The organism is Fuerstiella sp., from assembly GCA_022447225.1.
Classification (GTDB): Bacteria; Planctomycetota; Planctomycetia; order Planctomycetales; family Planctomycetaceae; genus S139-18.
On the sequence record JAKVAZ010000001.1, the window covers coordinates 395224 to 410823 of the forward strand.

Annotated in this window: 6 protein-coding genes; 4 read left to right on the plus strand and 2 right to left on the minus strand. The window is 54.0% G+C overall.

What is annotated here, in order from left to right; genetic code table 11:
- Nucleotides 1-738, minus strand: coding sequence for a metal ABC transporter ATP-binding protein (locus tag MK110_01470; protein MCH2209943.1), 738 nt, complete (start codon nucleotides 736-738; stop codon nucleotides 1-3).
- Between the two features lie 41 nt (nucleotides 739-779).
- Nucleotides 780-1604, minus strand: coding sequence for a zinc ABC transporter substrate-binding protein (locus MK110_01475; GenBank protein ID MCH2209944.1), 825 nt, complete (start codon nucleotides 1602-1604; stop codon nucleotides 780-782).
- Between the two features lie 1734 nt (nucleotides 1605-3338).
- Here MK110_01475 and MK110_01480 point away from each other — a divergent pair.
- From MK110_01480 to MK110_01495, 4 genes are all read left to right on the plus strand, one after another.
- Nucleotides 3339-12671: a polyketide synthase dehydratase domain-containing protein gene (locus tag MK110_01480; GenBank protein ID MCH2209945.1), complete on the plus strand. Its 9333-nt coding sequence runs from the start codon at nucleotides 3339-3341 to the stop codon at nucleotides 12669-12671.
- A gap of 53 nt (nucleotides 12672-12724) precedes the next feature.
- Nucleotides 12725-13534 (plus strand): 4'-phosphopantetheinyl transferase superfamily protein, encoded by an 810-nt coding sequence (locus MK110_01485; protein MCH2209946.1) that lies wholly within the window; start codon nucleotides 12725-12727, stop codon nucleotides 13532-13534.
- Between the two features lie 47 nt (nucleotides 13535-13581).
- Complete coding sequence (locus MK110_01490; GenBank protein ID MCH2209947.1) at nucleotides 13582-14346, plus strand: SDR family oxidoreductase; 765 nt, start codon at nucleotides 13582-13584, stop codon at nucleotides 14344-14346.
- A 127-nt stretch (nucleotides 14347-14473) separates the two neighbouring features.
- Nucleotides 14474-15592 carry an SDR family oxidoreductase gene (locus tag MK110_01495; GenBank protein ID MCH2209948.1) on the plus strand — a complete coding sequence of 373 codons (1119 nt, stop codon included), beginning with the start codon at nucleotides 14474-14476 and terminating at the stop codon, nucleotides 15590-15592.
- Nucleotides 15593-15600 lie beyond the last annotated feature (8 nt).

The window sequence follows — 15600 nt, forward strand, 5'->3', positions numbered from 1 at the left end:
TTATTCACTTTCCCGTTGCATGCGCACAGCTTCTGACATCGTATCCAGAATTGACAGTCGACCGCGATAAGTTGCCTGAAGCGCTTCGGGACTGAACGTTGTTGCCACCGGTCCACTGGCAACAACCCGGACATTCAGCAGTACAACCTCATCGAAGTGTTCGGCTACTGTTCTCAGATCATGATGTACAACGACGATTGTGCGTCCGGAGTCACGGAGTGTTTTCAACAAATCAAAAATGATCCGCTCCGTAGCGGCATCAACGCCTGCCATCGGTTCATCCATGAAATACAAATCAGAATTCTGGGCCAGCGCCCGAGCGAGAAATACCCGCTGCTGCTGACCTCCGGACAACTGCCCGATCTGCCGTTTCTCATAGTCCTGCATTCCAACACGTGCCAGGCACTCGCGTGCACGCTGACGGTGTTTTGATTTCGGTCGACGGAACCAGCCCAGTTCGCCGTAGGTTCCCATCAACACTGTTTCCATTACATTAATTGGAAAGTCCCAGTCGACTGTTTCTCTCTGAGGCACATAACCGATTCGCCGGCGCTGTCGGTGCACCGGCTTTCCCCATGCTGCAACCCGACCGCTTGTCACCGGAACCAGACCCATCACGGCTTTGATCAGGGTGCTTTTTCCGGCTCCGTTTGGCCCTACAATGGCAATCAGCCCGGGTTTGCAGAGTGTCAGGTCGACATTCCACAACACAGGCCGGCGGTCATAGGCCACGGTCATGTCGTGGATATCAAGAATCGCGTGCGAATCGGCCGTCGCGTTCACGGTGTTTCCTGATTCAACTGTTGAACGTTCAGGGCACTGGCGATTTGCTGAATATTGTGCACGACTGCACCTGCCAACGTTTCCTCGGGCGTTCCGGCCGGTCCGGCGGTATCCGAATAAAGCGTGCCGCCTACCTCAAGATGATGCTCGCGCGATTCACACGCAGAAATCAGGGCCAGAATATTGCGGTCCGAGACACTCTGCTCCGTGAAGATGGCCGAAATCTTGGAGTCGACTAACAACGTCGCCAGATCGTTAATCCGTTTGAGCCCGGGTTCACTTTCTGTGGACAATCCCTGGACCGCTTCAACTCGAAAATTAAAGGTACGCGCGAAGTACTGAAACGCGTCGTGTGCAGTCACCAGAACGCGATGTTTCGCAGGAATGTCTGCAAACGTTATTCTGCCGCTCTCCCGTGTGGATTCCATCAATTGCTGAAACTCTGCAGCGGCCGCACCGTATTTGTCCGCATGTGTCTTGTCGATTCTTGCGAATTCTTCAGCAAGCCAGTCTCCGCATTTGCCCCACAGCTCCAAATCAAACCAGACATGAGGATCGACTGCGCCGTCAGCGTGAAGCAGATGATCTGAAAATTCCTTTTCCAGAATTTCAGTGACTTTGATTACGGGAATACCCCGATTCACCAGGCTATCAAGGGCGCCTTCAAACTGAGCTTCCAAGTGCAGGCCCGAATAGACAACAACGTCTGAATTTGTCAGCACATTGATGTCCTGAGGCGATGGGGTGTAGAGGTGCGGGTCGACGGCCGGACCGTCCATGATGGCTGTCACCTCAACATATTCGCCGCCGATTTGCCGCACTAGATCCTTGACAATATTCGAAGTGCAACCGACTTGCAGTTTATTTGAATCAGCTGCGGATTCTGTCGTAGTGGCACCGGGTGGTTCAGCAGGTGTACAACCGGAAACAGCTGCTACACAACCGAACGCCAGTGCGGCGATTGGCATGATCTGTTTTGTATGCATAGCAGTTTTGAATACCCAAATTCATTTTTTTGTTCAATCAAAATTCAGAAAACAAAGCTGTTTTCGTTTACATATGCAGCATATTTCATTTTCAGTCGTTTGGGACAACGGCCACTGATGACAGTTTCAGGGTAGATTGAAAATCTGAAAAGGTGTGAACCGGAATGAAAAACAGGCCTTCGACCGACCGGACTCTGTCGAGGACAACTCCGTACTGTTGACAGGGGACGACCTCAGTGTGAGAGCAGATGGTCGTACGACGGACTGTCTCTATGATTTGATGCAATAGCCAGCAGTTACATAGAGGCAGATATTCCCCCGTATGCGGACTAATTTCCCGGGATTCCCCGCGGAGTTGTGACCTGAGAACTTCTGTTTTTTCCAGTCACACAATACGAAGACGTGACCGTGGTGATTCTCTGCCCTGCCGTGTTGGGATGAGCGAGGTGGCTTCTTCTTGTGTTGCTGACTTGTATACGACTGGGGTTTGGACCTTCCGTATCTGTTCCGACAAATACGTATTCATGCCGGCAGGTCTGTCATCGTGGCCCTCGAAGTTAAACGTGATTTGTTTGTGACCGATTTCCAGGCAGTGCAAAATGTTCACCTGCAGGTCACCTATCTGAGGCTAGGGCTTCCCCGACGTTCATACATAGTCATGGATGGTGTCTTAGTTCAGGACGGTGAGGATTCGGATCTGCATTGTGGACTGCACGTCGGGGCGTGACAGAGAAGAATGTAGAACTCTCGGCAGTCAACTGAATGCAGTGCTGATATTTGGGAAAGATAATTGAGTCGCCCAGTTTGGGGGTGTTGGGAAAACGGATTCAGGTCCCCAGATCGTGGAAAGGACTTAACGGCGTAAATCCGTTCCTTACCAGTGGACTGAAATTTGTTGCCCCGAGTAACCGATTTTCCTAAGACGCGAAACCATGATGCAACCGTTCGTCTAGTCCCGACTATGCTGACCGGCAACTGGCCTGTAGCAGAGAACGCGATCGGATGGGGCGAAATCTTTCTAGAAAAATTGCTGGAAGCAATTCCGGCACCAGGCTGACGCGTGCCAGTCATTCTTCACTGTGATTCTGCGGTATAAAAGTGGAACACTAATGCACTTACACTGCGTCATCCGGTTTTCAAGACGGTTGTCAGCTACGAGATTCGATCGTGGCAGCGGTCATGAATTCAACTTAGGACCGTAGATTCTGAAGAGGAACTCATCAGGAAACACATCCAGCAGAGCGTCTCACTTTTGAGAAGATCTTCGCTTGTAAATCGGTCGATCTTCCCGGAACGTTTCCCGTGCACCTGATTTGTGTGGGTCGAACGGACGGAGATGTTTCGTCTCTGCATCACTGGTGACAAGAGATCCGGCTAATCCACGATCTCCCGTACAATCCCGCATTTCACCCAGGTCTTCCTTGCTTAGACACGGTAAGGATTGGAATACTGAGAAATACTGGGCTGTCTAGGCGCGATAGTTTCGTTTTGTCGTGTCCGGAAATTTATGTTTTACGTCTTATTTTAGAACGGAATCAGGTCGGACGTCTCTGCACTGGGTGAGCAAAAGTGTCATCACGAACACTGGAGCCGGTAGCGGTGATCGGTATTGGGTGCCGATTTCCAGGGGCTGGCAATGCCGACGAATACTGGGGAATGATCAAGCGGGCAGGAACGGCGATTTCGCCATTGCCTGAGTCACGTTTGGACCGTGACCTTTACTACCATCCGGAGAAAGGAAGAATCGGCAGCACCTATACTGCGCTGTCGGGTCTCGTCCCTGAAACTCCGTTTGATCATAATCGCTTTCCGATTCCAGGTGACCTGTTGTCGTCATACGACAGTGTCCATTTGCGGATGCTTGAAGTCTGTTGTGAGGCGGTGACGAGCGCGGGCATGGACCCTCTGTCCGGACTTGGCGGTTCGCGAACCGGCGTCTATATCGGTAATACCAGCGGCAGTACACTGGCTGGTGATCTGACGTTCGGCACATTATCGACGGAAGTCGTTTCAAGACTGCGTGATTCCGAATTCGCAGATCTGCCAGCCGATATGCGCGAGCGAGCAATTCAGCGCACGATTGCTCAAATTCAAGCGAACTCGCCCGTACGTAATGCGAATGGCGGACCGAATGTCGAAGCGCACGACGTATCGGTACTGGTTAGTCGCGCTATGCAACTCGACGGTCCGGCAGTGGCCGTGGACGCGGCATGTGCTTCTGCCCTGATTGCGACCGCACAGGCTGTTTACGCCCTGCAGCGCGGCTATCTCGATATGGCAATTGCCGGTGGGTGTTCATTCAGTAAATGGTTCGCCCTGATTCTGTTTTCGCAGGCTCAGTCAATCAGCGGTACCGGTACACGTCCTTTCGACCAGGATGCTGACGGACTGATCAGTTCGGACGGCTATGCGGCGATTGTTTTGAAGCCACTGTCGCGGGCCCTGGCTGATGGCGATTCGATTCTGAGCGTCATTCGGAATCTGGCGGTTGGGTCTGACGGCAAGGGGAAGAGTCTTTGGGCGCCTCGGCGAGAAGGTCAGATTCACGCCGTCCGCAGAGCCTACAATGCCGAAGTCAGTCCGGGCAGCCTGCAATACATTGAGTGTCATGCCACGTCGACGCAGGTTGGTGACGCAACGGAAATCTCAGCGCTCAGCGAAGCCATGCACGGAGCATTTCCGCCAGGACATAAAATTCCGATCGGCAGTGTAAAAGGCAACATTGGTCACACCCTGGAATGTGCGGGTCTGGCCGGCGTTTGCAAGACCATCCAGGCGCTACGACACGGTGTGATTCCTCCGCAGCCATCGATTAAGGAACTTAATCCGGACATCGCGTGGGACGACATTCCTTTCTATGTTCCTACATCAGCACAGCCCTGGCCCGGAGTGAATCAGCAGGGAGTCCGTCGGGCGGCTGTGAATGCCTTTGGAATTGGAGGTTTGAATGCACATGTCGTTCTTGATGACCGTCCTGAGCCTCAGCGCATGGTTCATGCGGCCGTCCCTGCAGATATTCAGTCTGCAGATGTTTCAGCGGACGACGACCTGATCGCGGTGATCGGCGTCGGAGTGATCGCTCCCGACGCTAACAACCAGGAAGAATTCTGGTCACTGATTTCCAGCGGGAAATCGGCGGTCAGCGAAGTGACCGATGATCGCTGGGTGTCTGCACATTATCACACATCGGAACCGGGCCCGCGTTGTTCTTCTTCTAAACTTGGCGGCTTCGTCCGCAACTTTGAGTTCAACTGGAAAAAACACCGGATTCCGCCCAAGCAAATTCAAAACAGTAATCCTTTGCAGTACATGCTGCTGGATGCTGCTGATCAGGCTTTCATCGATGCAGGTCTCGGCGACATGGAGTTTCCGAGAGAACGGGCGAGCGTTGTTGTTGGTACGATGTTTGGAGGCGACTTTTCCAGTCACATGCAGGTGGGCCTTCGACTTCCTGTGGTCCAGCGTGAGTTGAAAAAAGCTCTGATGGCCGATGGACTCGATGAAACCCAGGCTGACTCCATTGTTGCCCGTTACCGGGAACACGCGTTAAATATTTATCCGGCCGTTCGTGATGAAACGGGAAGCTTTACCAGTAGCACGCTTGCATCACGGCTGACCAAATCATTTGATCTCATGGGAGGTGCCTGGGCGATTGATGCCGCGGACGTGTCATCATTTGTTTGCCTGCGGGCTGCTGCTGATTTGCTGCTGACCGGTTCGTCTGACATGGTGATGTGCGCGGCGGGCCAGCGAAGTATGGATGTTTCCTCTTTCGAACTGATGGATCTGCAGGGCCGTTTGTCGGGTGATCGTGTTGCTCCGGCCTTCGATGCAAATCAGAACGGAGGCGTGCCGGGTGAAGCTGTCGGTATCGTCCTGCTGAAGCGACTCGCGGATGCTGAACGGGACGGAGATCGAATTCGCGGTGTGATTCGTGGCATTGAAGTTTCGTTTACTGATCAGAACCGTGCCGACGGAATTGCGAAGAACCTTAAACGACTGATGCCAGCCGATGGTCAGGCGGCAAGGATAGATGCCCTCGAAACCGCACGTGTCTGCAGTCCTGCACTGGATGCCGCTGAAATCGAAGGCATGCAGCGCGCCCTGCCTGATCAGCCTGCGCCACTGGCACTGGGTTCAACCTCAAAGCAGATTGGTTACTCCCTGAGTGCCAGTGGAATGATTTCAGTCATCAAAGCAATGCTGGAACTCGAACACCAGTCGATTGCTCCTGTTGCTGCTGATGCTGAACCGTCGGAACTTGTGCGCAGGAGCGGCAGTCAGTTCACACTACCCCATCAGTTGTCACCGCTTGGCAGTCAACTGCCTCCGGGGGCCGGACGGATCATGGTCAGCAACATGGATCCGTCAGGAGCCATCGGACATCTCATCGTGGAAGGTGTGAAGGAGCGTATGAATGTGTCGGCTCCGCTTTCTGCGGCGACACCACCGACAATGACTCAAACGCCTGCTGAGGAACCGGACCGGTTTGAGATTCTGCGGGTTGCTGCTCCCTCAACATCTGAACTTGAGGCAGTTGTTGCTGCCGGTGTTGCCAGCCGAAATTCCGGATTTGGGTCTGACGACGGGGTTCGTCTGGGAATTGTGGCAACAGGTCCAGACGACCTCACTCGAAAACTTCCTGCCACCAGAATGGCCCTGGCCGACTGTCAGCGGCGTCACATTTTGGGTGACAACGGAATTCTGATTGCTGAGCCTGGCCGGCAGGGAAAACATTTGGCGGTCGTTTTCTCGGGACAGGGAGCGCAGTATACAGGAATGCTGGCTGACTGGATCCGGACGTCTGTCGCTGTCCAGCAGTTCATTGAACAGGCCAACACGGTTTTGGCTTCACTGAATCTGCCGTCATTCGAATTTCTGACACAGGACACAGCTGCTGATCTTGGCAACCACGTACTCAACACACAGCTGGCGGTCCTGCTGGCGGATCTGGCTGCCTGGGCTGCGTTGACGGAAGCTGGTGTTCGGCCTGATTTTATTGCAGGACACAGCTATGGCGAATTCCCCGCACTGGTTGCGGCCGGTGCCTGGGACCTGAATGCTGCTCTGCAGGCGACGATTCACCGAACAAATGCGGTCGAAGGAGCAGGAGTGTCGAATGCTGCGATGCTGTCCACGACAGCGGAACCGGCAACTGTCACGTCGTTGATTCAAAAGCTGCAGCTGCCGTGTGACATCGCATGTTATAACGCTCCCGATCAAACAATCATTGCCGGACGTATTTCGGATTTGGATCAGCTGAGTGAAGAGCTGAAGACGGGTGGATATGCCAGCCGAACGATTCGCGTGCCAATGCCTTACCACAGCCGAATGATGCAGGCGGCTCAGGCGCCTCTGGAGGCTGCTCTTCAGCAAATTCCGATCAGCACTCCTGCGGTTCGGTTCATCAGCTGTTGTTCCAGTCAGCCACTTGAGACTCCGGACGAGATTCGGGCCAGCCTGGTGGCTGAACTGACACATCCTGTACGCTGGGAAACGCTTGTCGAAACACTGATCGCCAGCGACACGGGTGTGGTCTTTGAAAGCGGTCCGCGGCAAATTCTGACACGTCTGAACAGACGAATTATCGGAGCACGTCCCGTACTTCATCTCGCTCTGGACGCGCGTCCAGGGCATGCCAGAGAGCAACAGGCTCGAATCAGGCTTTTGCTGGAAATGTTTCAGGAGACTCCGTCAGCAGCCACGCAGCACTCTGCGGAGTCGGTTCTTTCCGGGCCACCTTCGGTGCCAGTACCTGTTGATTCAGTTTCTGCGCCTGTAAATGCACCGGAAGTAACCGCATCAACTCAACGCGTCAATCACACTCCGTCGGAGAAAACCTCCATGACTGATGACCGGAAGAAAGGTCGAATTATCTGGGTCGATGCGACGGAGCGACGCCGATCGAAGATGCGCGAAGCAGCTCAGGCAAAGGCTGCCGGCCGACCTGTCGCCAACAGGACGAGCGACAATGGTTTCGGGGCCAGGAGTAACGGAGCTCCTGCTTCCGTCAGCGGCAACGGAGTTCCTGTATCGGGCAGCGGCAACGGAGTTCATCCGGCGAGTCGGACCGTGCAGACGGGACCTGCTGATCCCCATACAGGCAATGGTGTTTCTTCTGCTGTGTCCATTGCTGCTGTACCGTCCATCGAACCGCAGGTGGCTGGTACCGCACCGCAGGCTGAGAAGTCAACTCTGTCTCAGCCTGTTGCGGCAGCGCAGGTTTCGTCGGAGATGGAACTTAGTCGCGACAAGCTGGAATCCTTTGTACTGGATTACGTGGTGGAACAAACGGGCTATCCTCCGGAACTGGTTGAGCTGGATGCGAACCTGGAGGCGGACCTGGGTGTTGACAGCATCCGGAAAGCTCAGCTAATGGGTGAAATTTCCGAAACATTTCAAATCCAGCAGGCCAGGGAGCACATTAACGATCTGTCACTGGATGACTTTCCGGATCTGAGTTCCATCATCGATTTTTTCCTTAGAATCTGTGAATCACCGGATGCGGTCCAGACTGCTGCTTCAGTTGTTCCCCAGGTGTCTTCGGTGCCTCAGGTACCCGACGTCCCTTCGGTGTCTTCACCTGCGTTTGTTTCGCCGACAGTCCAGGATGTTCTACCGAATCAGGACGACGTAACGGCTGCAGGCAGGTCGATTGATCGGGAAGACCTGGCCAATTTTGCCGTCAGGTTTGTGGTCGAACAAACCGGATATCCGGAAGAGCTGGTGGAACTCGACACGAATCTGGAAGCAGACCTTGGCATTGACAGTATTCGCAAGGCGCAGTTGCTGGGTGAAATCGCTGAAAATTATGAAATGACAGGTCTGGCAGGTCAGATTACCGATCTGTCACTTGACGATTTTCCAACGTTGAATTCGATTGTGGACTTCTTCGTCGGCCAGGCGGGGTCCGGGGCCGCAGCGGAACCGCTCCCCGTTCCATCAGGCCATACGCCACCTTCCACGATGGCCCCTGTCGCTCCTGCGATTCAGGCACCGACTGCTCCGACTGTTGCTATGCCGGCGATTCCGGCAGTGGCAGTACCTGTGACTCCAATGGTCCCCGTAGTTGAGACTGCACCCAAACCGGTTCCGGCAATACCGGTGGCATCAACCGACGTGAGTGTGTCGAAAGATGAACTGATGACATTCGCAATTGCTTTTGTCGTCGAACAGACCGGCTACCCGGAAGAGCTGGTTGAACCGAATGCCGACCTGGAGGCCGACCTGGGTATCGACAGCATTCGCAAAGCGCAGCTGCTTGGCGAAATTGCAGAACACTATCAGATGACAGGTCTGGCAGGTCAGATCACCGATCTGTCACTGGATGATTTTCCGACGCTGGAGGCAATTACCGATTTTTTTTTCGCAGCTGCAGGACGCACAACTGAACACGGAGCAGACACAGTAATCGACGATGTTGCGGCACCCGGACTCGATACATCAACAACCAAAAATACCGTCCCCGCAGTTGCGGGTTCGGCGGATCTGACATCTGTCGATCGACTGCCGGAGAACGATCGGATCATGCAGCGGTATATTGTCCGCTCCATACCCGAATCCCTTCGTGAGGCTTCCGATGCCGTCGGGACCACGTTTGCCGGTAAGGTCGTGATTCTGGGAGAAGATCGTGATGCTCAGGCACTCGTCCAACGGTTGCAGTCTGCAGGCAGTCTGGTCGAGATCCTTCCGGCATCCATTCATGCTCAATCAGCGGTTGCAGCGTTTGAAACAAGCTGGAAACAACAGGCTGTTGATCATTTGATTGTAATGACTTCAAACGGTGATCAGCCGGCCGACTGGGATACACTGCGTGATCAACAACTTCTGGTTCCGTACTTTGTGATCCAGAAATGGGTGCAACTCCGAACACAACTTTACGGAAAAGATTCTCCACCGGCAGGAAATCTGGCGGCAATCACACGTCTGGGTGGCGATTTTGGCATTGGCGGTCGTATTGGCAACGTTTCGGGTGCAGGACTCGCCGGGCTATTCAAAGCAATTATTCGGGAGCACGCTGAGCTCAATGCAACGGTTCTCGACGTTCCGGCTGACGAACCCGTACGACTTGTGATCGATGCTTTGTGTCGGGAAGCGGCGGCCGCTGGACCGCACGTGGAAATCGGCTGCATTCGCGGCAAACGGCATCGCCTGCACATGATCCCGCAGCCCGCTTCCGGCATCTGTCCGTCCGACGTCAGTCTGGCCGGACCGTGGGTCGTCACGGGCGGGGCTCGTGGCATCACTGCGCGTATCGCAGCAGCACTCGGTCGTTCATCCGGTGTTCGCCTGCATTTGGTTGGTCGCAGTTCGGAATCGGAAGTGGATCCAGCCTGGGTTGCGTTGGATGAAACCGGACTGGGAGAACTGAAGAAGGACGTGATGAGAAAGGCGGCAGCTGAAAACCGTAAACCAATCGACGCCTGGAATTCATTAAACAGCAAAATTACTCTGGCAAAATCGCTCCGGAAACTTCGTGAACAGGGATTGGATGTAACATACCACGCATGTGATGTGAGTCAGCGTGACTCTGTTGGCAATATGCTGCAGGCTGTTCGGCAAATGCACGGGCCAATTACCGGAGTCATTCACGGTGCCGGTGTCGAAGCGGCTGCTCGTTTTGAACGCAAGCAGGCCGATTCGGTGCGTCTGACAGTGACATCGAAAGTTGACGGGGCTCGCTGGCTGTGGGAACACACTGCGAACGACGACCTGTCGTACTTTGTGTGCTTCGGTTCCACCAGTGGCCGATTCGGTGGACTTGGTCAGACTGATTATTCTATGGCGTCCGATCTGCTGTGTCGTATGGGTTGGCAGTTTGGGATTGAGCGACCTGCCTGCCGAACGGTTGGCTTCCACTGGCCGCCATGGGGTGAAGTGGGCATGGCTGCCCGACCGGAAAGTCGCTTTGCACTGGAATCTGCCGGGTTGAAATTCGTTGAACCGGATGAAGGTGTGTCACATTTACTGGATGAACTGGATATCCGGTCCAGTGAGGGCGAAGTGGCGGTGGTCGATCGAGTCTGGGGGATGTCCGAAGAAGACGAACTTCAGGACACGAAGTTCATTGAACTGGCACACAGCACGAAATCGCGGGTTAGAAACGCGGCATTTGTCGACGCAATCATCCGGCAGTCTGAAAATTCTCTGACGACGGAGGTCGTTTTTGATCCGCTGACCCATCCGATGCTTCGTGATCATAAAGTAGACGGCATTGCCGTGGTTCCCGGGACAGTGATGCTGGAAACATGCCAGCAGGCTGCGGGTTTGCTGGATCGCGAACGTCTGATTATCGGTGTACGAGATTATCAGATTCTCAACGGTGTGCGATGTCGCAGTGGTAAACAGCGACTGGTGGTTCATGTTGTTCGAGAGACCGATGGTGTGATCCGGTGTGAAGTTACGGGTGCATTTACGGACCAGGAGGGTTGCATCGTTGATCCTGCTCGTGTGTATGCATCAGCAACAATTCTGACGGGGGCTGCACCCGTTGCCGGAACTGTTTCCAAAGTACCGCTACCTGAGAAGTGGGAAATATTACAGCAAGCCGCCGGGCCGAATGACTTCAGGTCGAATCATGTCGGTACGGTATACCACGGACCATCACTCGGGCGTCTGCGAGGTATTGCCAACATCGAAGGCAGCAGCGGGTGGTTCCGGGTCGCCGATCCGGACGGGACCTGTACTCCGGAGGGAATGGCTCGACCGGCTGTCCTGGACGCTTTCCTGCAGGGCATCGACATTATCCTGCACAGGTCTCGCGGTACCAGCCAGTTACCAACTGTTATCGGTCAGGCAGATCTGCACACGGATCAGCTGGACCAGGATGAACTGATTGTCCGTGTTGCCATGACACATGAAGCCGACGATACCAGCTACTGGACGATCGACTGCTTTTCACCGGCCGGTATTCCCGTTGTCAGCATGAAGGACGTTGAGTTCCGCAGAATGAAGTCTTCGCCGGCGACCGTACCGGTCGGTGGTGTCCGACCGGTACCTGTCGCACCGCCAGGCACGCCCTCGGTGGAAAAGATCATTCGACCAATGATGCTGCGAGCCGGTATCAATGTTGACGGCAATGCGGCCGCAGTTGCAGTTCCCGTGAATCCGCTGACGGATCGATTTTTATCCGAACACAAACTGCACAACGTACCGCTTTTGCCGGCCGTCATGGCCATCGAAATCATGGCCGAGGCAGGTGAAGTTCTTGCTGAGCCTGGAGAACGAACAATTGCGATCCGTGACATGCAGATCCTGAGCGGAATCAAATGCACGGGGACGAATGTCCGGACACTGGTGGTTCGCTGTCTGCGATCGGGGAATGATGTCACCGTACAGATGTTCAAGTCTCCGGAAGCAGAAAAACCTTCGATGACCGCAACCATCGCACTGGGGATGGAGACGCTGCCGATGGAGTCCGGATTCTCTCAGCCGCATGGCGAATTCATGGATTATCCGTATCCGAAGGATGCGCCGATTCAGCACGGACCCTCGTTCCAGACACTCCGGAAGCTAGCACCGTGGAGATTCCTGGGCACAGCTCATCTGCAGATTGGCGAGTCCTGTCTGGCAGATGACTTCCCGGCAGAAGCACAGTGGGTGATCGATCCAGCGATTCTGGACGGGGCCCTCGTGGGATGTGGATCAGATGCCTGGTTGTATTATGGATTTACTCCGGAATTACCGCATTCCTTCGATGAAATTATCGTGGGAAAAATGATCAGACCCCGCGAAGTCTGTACGGCTGAATTCAAATGCTGCACAACATTTAAGGAAGACACCACAACCTACAACATTGTTATGCAGGATTCGAAGAATCGAACGTTTATGCAGGTGAAAGGATTCTCTCTGAAGCGACTTATGCCGGTGAAACCAGGCTGGTTAACCATGGGAGGGTACTAATTGCCGGTTTCAAACTTTTGCAGGTGAGAATTATCAGTCGCTGAAATCCGGGGATGACCGAACTCTGTTCGGACCGGCTGAAGGTCTGGAAATTTCCTGCCGTTGTGAATGAGAGTGTCAGTCCTGTCAATTCAATTGCTTTGCTTGTCTATTTTGTTATGTCATTTTCAATGTTCACCAGTCCAGCCGCAGTCGACGCCGTTCAGGTGTGGCTGTCTTACGGGTTTCAGGATGTCGATCATTCTGCGTCCGGTCTGACAGCATCGGAACGGGAACTGGCAGAACGATTGACGTCGAACCCGCGTCGCCGATCATTCGAAATGGGGCGCCGACTCGGTAAGCGGGCAGTACAGGAGTTCACAGAACCGTCTGGTATCGATGCTGAACGGGTTGAAATACTGTCTGAGGACCCGGCTGCCATTACCTCGCGACCGGTAATCTGCGAGGACGGCACTCCCGTGGATTTGAAGATCTCGATCACTCACCTGGATCAGACAGTTGCCGTAGCAGTTGCCGACGGCGAACACGTCATAGGTATTGACCTGGCACGTATTCAACGGCCGTCTTCCGCTTTCAGAGATATCTGGATGAAGACTCATGAGCAGTATCAGGTCTCTCAAAGTGAGGATGTGGCACTCACTGCAACCATGAACTGGTCTGCACGAGAGGCGGCTTTCAAGGCAACGGGTATTGACAGTCACTTTCGTCCTGCACACTGGTCCGTAGCGTTTGAAGGTGATCGAGCGACATGTTTCTACCGTGGACAGCAACAGCCGGTACAACTGAGCTTTTATCGAATTCATCAGGAAATGTTGCTGACTGTGGCCGGTGACGGAACCGATGTCACGTTTCGCACCAGGTAAACCCAAACACAATACAAATTCATTTTATCTAATCGGGAACTCTGACAATGATCGACCTGAACGGCCAGACGGCGCTCGTGACGGGCAGTTCACGTGGAATCGGAAAAGCAACAGCAATCCGACTGGCAGAAGCCGGCGCTGACCTTGTACTGAACTATGCGAAGTCAAGGGCCGCTGCAGAAATGGTTGCGGAATCAATCGCTCAAATGGGGCGGAACGTTCTCGTCGTCAAAGCAGATGTTTCGGCCCGCGACGACGTTGACAGTATGATTGAAGCGGTCGACAGCGAGTTCGGCAAGCTGGACATTATTGTCAGCAATGCGGCTTCCGGCGGGTTTCGTGACCTAATGAAATCCACTGAGACGCAGTTTGATCAGACCATGAGTACCAATGTGAAGCCACTGATTTCACTTGTCCAGGCCGCCCTGCCGCTGTTCAGCAGGAGCGCCGGCTTCTCGCGAGTGATCGGTTTGAGTAGTCACGGTTCACACAGGGCACTGCCCTCCTATGGACTCATCGGCGGATCAAAAGCGGCGCTGGAAAGCGTGGCTCGTCATCTGGCTCTGGAACTGGGTGACCATGATATTCGTGTGAACATTGTTCAGGCGGGCCTGGTAGAAACAGATTCGGCCCGAATGATTCCGGGTGTCGAGGAAATGTTTGCCCACGTGGAGTCCAGAACGTGTGTTGGTTCGCGTCGCCTTCAGCCCGAAGATGTGGCGAACGTGGTCACATATCTTGCCAGCCCGATGAGTAACATGATTCAGGGACAGACGATCATTGTCGATGGCGGCGCGACAGTGTTTGCATAGCCGGTATGAATGACCCGTCAGTGCGATTCCGATGGTGAGGCATGTGTCCGTTACGACTTCGGGATCGAATGAAACAATCATGTTTGACTGACAGATTTCGGCCGTACGAGACCAGGGACCTCAGTTCATGAGTTGTATTCTTTTGACCGGAGCCACGGGGCTGCTTGGTCGCTATATCATTCGCGATCTGGTTCTTCAGGGACATTCACTGGCTGTGCTGGTACGACCGGGCAGAACGCTTTCGGCGATCGAACGCGTTGAAGAAGTGATGAAGCACTGGGAGCCGACTACCGGTCGCCTGCCGACACCCAAAGTCCTTGAAGGGAATATCACGCAGCCGAATTTGGGCCTGTGTGAAGATGATCTTAAATGGGCGAGCGGCAACTGTTCGGCCGTCATACACTGCGCGGCCAGCCTGAAATTTCAGCTCGCGGGTGATGAACCATGGAATTCCAATCTCAACGGGACACGTAACGTTGTCGAATTTTGCGAAGGAATCGGGATACCACAACTGTTTTATATTTCCACAGCATATGTCTGCGGCAAGGTTAATACTGTTGCCTACGAAACACCCGTGCCCGGGGATACGGAACCTCGCAACGTTTACGAAGCAAGCAAGCGGCAGGCCGAACAACTGGTTCTGAGCGCTGATCTGCAGATGCCACCTACGATTTTGAGGCCCAGCATCATTGTCGGGGATTCAAAAACCGGTTACACGAGTACATTCCATGGTCCGTATCTGCCGCTGCGGCTGTCGATGTCGATGCTGGCTCCCGCTGCTGAAGCCACAGGCATTCGCATTGCTCCCGATGCTTTGAAAATTTTCAAGATGATGGGACTGGAAGGTGGAGAACGCAAGAATCTGGTTACTGTCGACTGGGTCAGTCGAGGAATCACTCATGTGATCAACTCAACTGAACTTCACGGTCAAATTTACCACCTGACAACAGACCATCCGATGTCTGTACTGTCGCTGACAAAGACAACTGTAGAGTTTCTGGATGAAATGTACGGCTTTGAGGATACGGATGTCGTAGAGTTTGATGACCAGATGGAACAGTTCTTTACCGCTCAAATGGGGGTCTATCGGGAATACTGGAGGGATGACCCGGACTTCGATGCCACGAACCGAACTCTGGCAATGCCCGATGATCCTCCACCGGTCATCGATGATGCGATGCTGCGAATTATGTTTCAGTACGTCTGGGACTACGATCAGCAGCAACGAGCCGTTCCGGCCGGCTGATTTCTGTC